The following is a 6,845-nucleotide window of genomic DNA, read 5'->3' as shown; positions in this document are numbered from 1 at the left end:
TGAAGCTTCCCCTTGATCGTGGACACCTGGAGACTGGGATCTGAGGTTCCAGAGGAAGTAGCACCAGGTGGGAAGCAAGTACACGAAGCGGTACACCGAGGAGTTCAAGCGGGACGCGATCGCGCTCGTCGACTCCTCGGGCAAGACGGTCACCGCCGTCGCCCGGGAACTCGGCATCAGCTCCGAGTCCCTGCGCGGCTGGTACCGCCGGGCCAAGGCCGACCAGGGCGAGGGCGTCCCGGGCGAGCTGACCAGCGCGGAGCGTGAGGAACTCAAGCGGCTGCGGCGGGAGAACCGCGAACAGCAGCAGACGATCGAGATCCTGAAAAAAGCGACGGCCTTCTTCGTGAAGGAGAGCGACCGGTGACCATGTTGTACCGGTTGATCCATGCGGAGAAGGCGAACTACCCGATCGTGCTGTTGTGCCGGGTGCTGCACGTGACCCGCTCCTCCTACTACGCCTGGCGCGAGGGCGAGGCCGCCCGCCGAGAGCGCCAGGCCACCGACGACGCGCTCGCCCACGAGATCACCGTGCTCCACATCGCCTCCCGTCGCACCTACGGCGTCCCGCGCATCCACGCCGAGCTGCGGCGTCTGGGGCGGCGGGTGAACCGCAAGCGCATCGCCCGCGTCATGCGCGAGCGCGACATCCGCGGCGTCACCCGCCGCAAGCACCGCTCACTGACCCGGCCGGACAAGAAGGCGAAGCCGGCCCCGGACCTGATCGGCCGCGACTTCCACGCCGCGCGTCCCGGGATCAAGCTGGTCGGCGACATCACCTACCTGCCGACGGCCGAGGGCTGGCTCTACCTCGCCTGCTGGCTGGACCTGGCCACCCGCGAGGTCGTCGGCTACGCCATGGCCGACCACCACCGCGCCGAGCTCGTCGTCGACGCCCTCGACATGGCCTACGGCCGAGGCGGCCTGGAGCCGGGATGCGTGATCCACAGCGATCGCGGCAGCGAGTACACATCGACGCAATTCAGAGATCGAATACGGGAGTTGGGGCTGCGACAGAGCTGCGGACGCACCGGATCATGTTTCGACAACGCCGCGGCGGAGAGTTTCTGGGCCCTGCTCAAGGAAGAGATCGGAACCCGGACCTGGCCCGACCGGGCCACCGCCCGCGCCGAGGTCTTCACCTTCATCGAGACCTTCTACAACCGCCGCCGCCTACGCAAGCACAAGATCTTCGGCTACCTCACCCCGGCCGAGACCAGACAGCGGCACCAACACGCCCTCGCGGCATAACGAACGAGTGTCCGAGATCACGGGGAAACTTCACCGTAGCCGTTCCCCCATACCACCCCCTTCGAGCCGCTTCCGCCCCCGTGCGGAAGCGGCTCGCCGTTCCCAGCGCCGCCCTCGGCTCCCCGACCCGTCGGCGGTATGCCCGCGGCGACAGCCCAGGCGCGTCGCCGCCGTCTCCTCCGTCAGGCCCGTCCGCAGCACCTCCAGGACCGGGTGGAGTTGGGGTGGTAGGGCCGGCTGCGCAGGGAGAACCGCGAGGAGCGGCAGACGATCGAGATCCTGAAAAGGGCGACGGCCTTCTTCGTGAGGGAGAGTGACCGGTGACCATGTGGTACCGGTTGGTCCACGCGGAGAGGGCGAACTACCCGATCGTGTTGCTGTGCCGGATGCTGCACGTGACCCGCTCCTTCTCCTGTGCCTGGCGCGAGGGCGAAGTCGCCCGCCGGGCCCGCAGGAGGCCGACGACGCGCTCGCTCACGAGATCACCGTGCTCCGCATCGCCTCCCGCCGCACCTATGGCGTCCCGCGCATCCACGCCGCACTCGGCGTCCGGGGCACCAGGTCAACCGCAAGTGCGTCGCCCGCGTCATGCGTGAGCACGACATCCACGGCGTCACCCGCCGCAAGCACCGCTCGCCGACCCGGGCGGATACCTTCAGGGCGGGCCGGGGCGGCAGGGAACGTCAGTCCGCCATCCGCAGCACCGGAAAGCTACCCGTCGTCGTCGGGGCGTGTTCCGGGAGCCAGAGGACGGCGATCGCGCCGCCCTCGCCCTCCGGGGTGCCTTCCGGGGCCGCGTTGCGGAAGGTGAGGCGGGCGCCGAGGACGCGGGCCTGGCCCGTCGCGATCGTCAGGCCCAGGCCGTGGCCCTGGCCCGCGCGGTCGCTGCTGCCCGTACGGAAGCGGCTCGGGCCCTCCTTGAGCAGGGCCTCCGGGAAGCCGGGGCCGTGGTCCCTGACCCGTACCACCCGGCCCTCGACCGTGACCTCGACCGGGCCCTTGCCGTGTTTGGCCGCGTTGGCGAGCAGGTTGCCCAGGATGCGTTCCAGCCGGCGCGGGTCGGTGTTGACCCAGGACTCGTGCACCACGTGGACCCGCACGTCCGGGTCGAGTGCCCGCACCCGGCGCTCCACGAACTCGCCGAGCGTCAGCTCCTGGAGCTCGGCGCGCTCCGACGCGCTGTCGAGCCTGGCCACCTCCAGGACGTCCTCCACCAGCGTCCGCATGGCCTGCGCCCGGTCCCGTACCAGCTCGGTCGGACGGCCCGGCGGCAGCAGTTCGGCCGCCGTGAGCAGTCCCGTCACGGGTGTGCGCAGCTCGTGCGCGATGTCCGCCGTGACCCGGCGTTCTGCCTCGATCCGCTCGTGCAGGGCGTCGGTCAGCGCGTCGATGGCGCGCGCCAGCTCGTCGGTCTCGTCGCGTACGACGCCGCCGATGGCGTCCCGGACCCGGACGTCCGTGTTGCCCTGCGCGACCCGGCCGGCCGCCGCCGCGGCCTTCCGCAGCCGGCGCGACAGCTGGCCGCCGATGAGCACGCCGAGCGCGCAGCCGCCGAAGACCACCGACACCGAGCCGATGATCAGGGCCCGGTCGAGGTCCTTCATGATCGTGGCGCTGCGGTCGGCGAAGGGCACGTGCAGCGAGAGCACGTCGCCGTTGGCGAGCGGCACGGCGGCCCACACGTCCGGCGGACCGCTGGCGTGCTCCTGGACGTACGTGCCGCGCCGGCCGTCGCGCATCAGCTGGTCGAGCTGGGGCGGCAGCGCCGGGTCGTTGATCTTGGTGCCGAAGCGCGGCTCCTTCGGCTTCGAGGTCTCGTAGACGCGCTGCGCGAAGACCAGCCGCCACATCTGGGCGTCCCGGGCGTTGTCCAGCATCGAGACCCGGGCCGCGTTGTGCACGACCAGGCTGAGCGTGACCGCGATGAGCGCGCCGACCGCCGCGATCGCGACGGCGATCTTCCAGCGGACCCCCGTACGGAGGCGCACGCCCGCCGGTCTCATGCGCCGGCCCCTCATGCGCAGGCTCATCCCTTGAGCTTGTAGCCGAAGCCGCGGACCGTCTCGATCCGGTCCTGGCCGATCTTGGTGCGCAGCCGCTGCACGTGGACGTCCACGACCCGGGTGTCGCCGCCCCAGCCGTAGTCCCAGACCCGCTCCAGGAGCTTGTCGCGGGACAGCACGGTGCCGGGCGCCGACGAGAACTCGAGCAGCAGGCGCATCTCGGTCGGGGTGAGCGCGACCGGCGCCCCGGCCCTGCGGACCTCCATGCCCTCGGTGTCGACCTCCAGGTCGCCGAAGGCCAGCACCCCGCCCGAGGCGGCCTCCGCGCCGCCGTCGCCCCCGCCCGCCGCGCCGCTCGCGTTGTCGAAGCGGCGCAGTACGGCCCGGATCCGGGCCATCAGGACGGAGCCGTCGAAGGGCTTGGTGACGTAGTCGTCGGCACCGGCCTCCAGGCCGAGGACGACGTCGATGGAGTCGGCCCGCGCGGACAGCATGATCACCGGGACGGTCGACTCGTCGCGGATGCGCCGGCACAGGCTCACGCCGTCCATGCCGGGCAGCATGACGTCCAGGAGCGCGATGTCGGGCCGGTCCGCGCGGAAGGCCTCCAGGCCCGACAGCCCGTCGGGCATGGCGGTCACCGTGAAGCCGTCGCGCTCCAGGGCGAGCTGCGTGGCCTCACGGATGACGTCGTCGTCCTCGACGAACAGGACATGGGTCTCGGCCATGGTGCGTGCGCCTTCTGCCTTCGGGGTCTCTGCGAAGCTTCTCGGGGACGGGGTCTCGGCTCAGTTCGAGGGAGGATCGCTCGGGACGGGCTGGGCGCCGTCGATGCCCCCGTCGCCGACCACCTTGCTGTAGTCGTTGTGCACCCAGTCGTGCTGGGTGAACTTGTTCCCGGTCCAGCGGTAGGTGATCACGTCCTCGCCCGAGGGGTAGGCGACCGGGTCGCCCTTCGCGTACACCTGCTTGGTGACGATCAGGTCCCCCCGGTCGATCGTCCCGTACACCGCCGCGTCCTCGGCCGTGAAGACGTTCGTGTACCGGTTGTTCTCCTCGCGGTACACGTACGTGCCGATGCCGACGGCGTCGCCGCAGGTCATCAGGTTGACGACGACGTCCGGCGCGGTGGAGTTCGTCAGGTTCCCGTACGAGGTGTCCACCGGGTAGGCGTCCGCCGCGCACGGCTTCAGATCGGCCTTCACGCGCTCGCCGATCTTCGGATCGTTCTTGATCAGCGCGATCGGGTCCACCCGCTTGGTGACCGTCCCGTCCTCGCCGAGCGAGGCGGAAGGCGTCGGCGTGGCCGGTGCCGTCGAGGCGACCTCGTCGGACCGGGCGGCGCCCTCGTCGCGCGAGCCGGTGCCTCCGGTGGAACACGCGGACACGAGCACGCCGACGGCGGCGAGCCCGGCCATCGCCGTGATGCTCGCCGCCCGTTCCCTGACAGTCCAGGCCGGTCTCAGGCCGCCCACCGTTCCTGCTTCCGCTCGTCGCCTCGTACGGTCGTCGTCGCCCGCTCCAGGACGCGGGCGTCCAGGGCCCGGGAGTCGCCTTCGGCGGCCCGGTTCTCCAGTTCCTGACGGAGTCGGGCCAGGGCGCGGTGGAGCGTGCTCTTCACCGTACCGGTCGACATGCCCAGCGCGGCGGCCGTCTCCTCGGTGCTCATCTGCTCCCAGTGGCGCAGCACCACGACGCTGCGCTGCTTGGGCGCGAGCACCTTCAGGATGTCCATCAGGAGGGCCCGGTCGGCGTGCTGCTCGGTGGCGTCCTCGACGCGGGCGTCGGGCAGCTGCTCGGTGGGCACCTCCTCGAGCTTGCGGGCCCGCCACCACTCGGTCCGGGTGTTGATCATGACCCGGCGGAGGTACGCGTCGGCCAGCGACTTGTCGGCGATGCCGTCCCAGCGGCCGTACGTGCGGACGAGCGCGGTCTGCAGCAGGTCCTGGGCGTCCACCGGGTCGGGCACGAGACGGCGTGCGCTGCGCAGCAGCGCGTCCTGCCGCGTCCGTACGTACTCCTCGAAATCGAGCACCTCGCCGTGCGCCATCCCGAACCGCCTCCATCCCCGTGACCAGCCTGACCAGCCCGACCGGCGTGACCAGCCGTGTTTCCTTGATGTCGACGACGCTACGGAGCGCTTGTCACGGGGCTGTGCGGAGCAGCCGTCGGCGGATGCACGGCTGTCCATCGGTTGTGTAACAGCGGATCCAAAGGTTCCGGATCCTTCGGATCGAAGGCAGGGGAGGAAACGGACCTCTGGGACTACGGCTGCGGGCGGGGCACGCCCGAGAGGTGTGCGGGGCGCGGGCCGGGAGCTGCGCGCGCCGCGGTCGGGCCAGAGGAGGGCGCCCGACCTGGGTGGTCGGCTCGCGGGAGGGCGGTGGCGGCCGTTCTCCCGCCCGGGTGGTCGGCTCGGGGGACGGCGGTGCCGGTCGCCCCCAGGCCCTGGCGGTCAGCCCAGGGGGAGGCGGTAGCGGCCGTCCTCCAAAGGCTCCACCAGGCCGTCGGCGACCAGGCCGTCCAGGGCCCGGGCGCGTTGGACCGGCTCGTCCCAGACCGCGTCCAGGGCGGCCTGGTCCACCGGGTCCACCGCCTCCCGCAGGACGGCGAGCAGCTTGCCCCGCACCTGGCGGTCCGTGCCCGCGTAGGTCTGGCCGCGTCGCGCCGGCCCGTCGTGGGCCGGCTTCCCGGCCCGCAGCCACGCGCACCGGTCGGCCAGCGGGCACCGCCCGCAGTCCTCGTTCCGCGCCGTGCACACGAGGGCGCCCAGTTCCATGGAGGCGGCGGCCCAGCGGGCCGCCGTCGCCTCGTCCTCCGGCAGCAGCGCCCGCGCGAGCCGGCGCTCGGCGGCCGTCGTGGCGTTCGGCGGGTACTGCACACCGGTCGCCGCCCGGGCGAAGACCCTGCGCACGTTCGTGTCGAGCACCGCGTGCCGCTGCCCGTACGCGAAGGAGGCCACCGCCGCGGCCGTGTACTCGCCGATCCCCGGCAGCGCGAGCAGCTGTCCGTGGTCGCTCGGCACGTCACCGCCGTGCCGCTCCTTTATCGCCACGGCCGCGGCGTGCAGCCGCAGCGCCCTGCGCGGATAGCCGAGCCGGCCCCAGGCCCGTACGGCCTCGCCCGGCGCCTCGGCGGCCAGGTCGGCGGGCCGCGGCCAGCGCGCCAGCCACTGCTCGTACACGGGCAGCACCCGGACGACCGGCGTCTGCTGGAGCATGAACTCGCTGACCATCACGCCCCACGCACCCGCTTCGGGACGTCGCCACGGCAGGTCGCGGGCGTGCCGGTCGAACCAGGCGAGGACGGGGCCGTGCAGCGAGGAGGGCGACACGCTGTCGGGCGCGGCGTGCCCGGCCGAGGTGCCCGAGGCGGTGAGCGCACCGGTCGTGCCCGAGGCGGTGAGCGCACCGGTCGTGCCCGAGGTGATGGGCGTACGGGTTGCGCCCGAGGCGATGGGCGCACCGGTCGCGCCGGAGGCGGAAGCGGGGGCGGAGGCGGAAGCTGAGGCGGCGGTGGGGGAGGAGGTGGCGGAGGCGCCGGAGGAGGTGTCGATGGAAGTCATGGCACCTCCGATCCTGGCATGCCCCG

7 protein-coding genes are annotated in these 6,845 nt (G+C 72.2%); 2 read left to right on the top strand and 5 right to left on the bottom strand.

Features of this window, described 5'->3' with window-relative positions; all coding sequences use genetic code 11:
* Positions 1 to 67 precede the first annotated feature (67 nt).
* Together ESG85_RS10925 and ESG85_RS10920 are read left to right on the top strand one after the other, a co-directional pair.
* Positions 68 to 367 (top strand): transposase, encoded by a 300-nt coding sequence (locus ESG85_RS10925; protein WP_128977975.1) that lies wholly within the window; start codon positions 68 to 70, stop codon positions 365 to 367.
* Positions 368 to 369: 2 nt separating this feature from the next.
* A complete protein-coding gene (locus ESG85_RS10920) occupies positions 370 to 1,251 on the top strand; it encodes an IS3 family transposase (RefSeq protein WP_246094928.1) in 882 nt (293 codons plus the stop codon).
* Between the two features lie 683 nt (positions 1,252 to 1,934).
* On the opposite strand, the gene cseC is transcribed toward ESG85_RS10920, so the two are convergent.
* The 5 genes from cseC to ESG85_RS10890 all read right to left on the bottom strand — a co-directional run bounded on the left by cseC (position 1,935) and on the right by ESG85_RS10890 (position 6,819).
* Complete coding sequence (gene cseC, locus ESG85_RS10910) at positions 1,935 to 3,254, bottom strand: two-component system sensor histidine kinase CseC (protein WP_128977971.1); 1,320 nt, start codon at positions 3,252 to 3,254, stop codon at positions 1,935 to 1,937.
* Positions 3,255 to 3,277: 23 nt separating this feature from the next.
* The gene (cseB, locus tag ESG85_RS10905; protein WP_128977969.1) at positions 3,278 to 3,982 is read right to left on the bottom strand and encodes a two-component system response regulator CseB; all 705 of its coding nucleotides are present in this window, start codon (positions 3,980 to 3,982) and stop codon (positions 3,278 to 3,280) included.
* Positions 3,983 to 4,042: 60 nt separating this feature from the next.
* The gene (locus tag ESG85_RS10900; RefSeq protein ID WP_128977967.1) at positions 4,043 to 4,672 is read right to left on the bottom strand and encodes a hypothetical protein; all 630 of its coding nucleotides are present in this window, start codon (positions 4,670 to 4,672) and stop codon (positions 4,043 to 4,045) included.
* 44 nt (positions 4,673 to 4,716) lie between these two features.
* Complete coding sequence (locus ESG85_RS10895; RefSeq protein WP_128977965.1) at positions 4,717 to 5,304, bottom strand: SigE family RNA polymerase sigma factor; 588 nt, start codon at positions 5,302 to 5,304, stop codon at positions 4,717 to 4,719.
* 405 nt (positions 5,305 to 5,709) lie between these two features.
* On the bottom strand, positions 5,710 to 6,819 hold the full coding sequence (locus ESG85_RS10890) for an HhH-GPD family protein (RefSeq protein WP_281288019.1): 1,110 nt from the start codon (positions 6,817 to 6,819) through the stop codon (positions 5,710 to 5,712).
* Positions 6,820 to 6,845 lie beyond the last annotated feature (26 nt).

The sequence above is a fragment of the Streptomyces roseicoloratus genome (assembly GCF_004117935.1).
GTDB classification, from domain to species: Bacteria; Actinomycetota; Actinomycetes; order Streptomycetales; family Streptomycetaceae; genus Streptomyces; species Streptomyces roseicoloratus.
This window is presented reverse-complemented; position numbering and strand designations above follow the sequence as displayed.